At 70.0% G+C, this 1,240-nt stretch carries 1 protein-coding gene; it reads left to right on the top strand.

Annotated features, from left to right (window positions below):
* Positions 1-1,045: IS4 family transposase (locus AC069R_RS34080; protein ID WP_478770565.1), on the top strand; the 1,045-nt coding region annotated here is incomplete at its 5' end.
* Positions 1,046-1,240: the final 195 nt, after the last annotated feature.

Below are 1,240 nucleotides of genomic sequence, written 5' to 3'. Positions count from 1 at the left end.
CGGACAGGGCTATGAGGAGGTCGCCCGGCTCCTGACGCACGGCCTTCAGCGGATGGGCCGATGGAAGGGGACCTGGCAGGTGCCGACCACCGCGGCGATCGGCCGGGCCCGTCTGCGGCTGGGCCCAAAGCCGCTGAAGGCGCTGTTTGCCCGGGTGTGCCGGCCGGTGGCGACCGAGCGGACGAGCGGGGCCTGGTATCGGGGGTGGCGGCTGGTCGCGGTGGACGGCACCACCTTCGACGTGCCGGACACCGAAGCCAATGCCGCCTTCTTCGGCCGCCCGGGAGTCAGCCGCGGACAGGAGAAGAGCGCCTATCCGCAGGTGAGGGTGGCCGCACTGGCCGAGTGCGGCACCCACGCTGTCTTCGCGGCCGAGGCTGGGCCCCTGGCTGTCCATGAAACCGAGCTGGCTCAGCGGCTGTTCGGCTCGCTGAGGCCGGGGATGATGCTGCTGGCCGACCGGGGCTTTCGCGGCTTCGACCTGTTGCGGGCCGCCGCCGCAACCGGCGCCGACCTGCTGTGGCGAGTCAAGAACGACGCCGTACTGCCCGTCCGCGCCCTGCTGGAGGACGGCTCCTACCTCTCGGAGATCGTCGCCGCCCGGGACAAGAACCGACGGGCCGATCCGATCCGGGTCCGGGTGATCGAGTACACCCTCGGCCGCGGCGGCGAGGGCGGAACGGTGTATCGACTGATCACCACCGTCCTGGACCCGAAGGCCGCCTCTGCCGCGTCGCTGGCCGCGCTGTATGCCCAGCGGTGGGAGATCGAGAGCACGCTGGATGAGATCAAGACCCATCTTGGAGGTCCCCGCCTCGTCCTGCGCTCGCAGCACCCCCGCGGGGTCGAGCAGGAGATCTTCGCCTTCCTGCTGGTCCACCACGCCTTGCGAGACCTCATGCACCAGGCCGCACAGCAATCCGAGCAGGACCCGGACCGGATTTCCTTCACCCGCGCCCTGCGCGTCGTCCGCCGCCACGTCACCGACCAGGCGGCACTTTCCCCCCTCCCGGCTGGCCCGGGCACTGATCACGGCCCTGCATGAGATCCGCGAACGGCTCTTGTCACCCCGACGGTCGCGCTCAAGCCCGCGCGTCATCAAACGCAAGATGTCCAGCTGGAAGCTCAAACGCGCCGAGCACCGCAATCCGCGCCGGCCGGACACACCCCGCGTAACCCTGGTCGGACCGACCAAGCCCAGACCGACCCACCGGCAAACAGCCTAAATCACCGGTATTGC

Source organism: Streptomyces sp. NPDC043952, from assembly GCF_056435325.1.
Note: the sequence above shows the minus strand (reverse complement) of the source record. Positions and strands in the feature narration are given on the sequence as shown.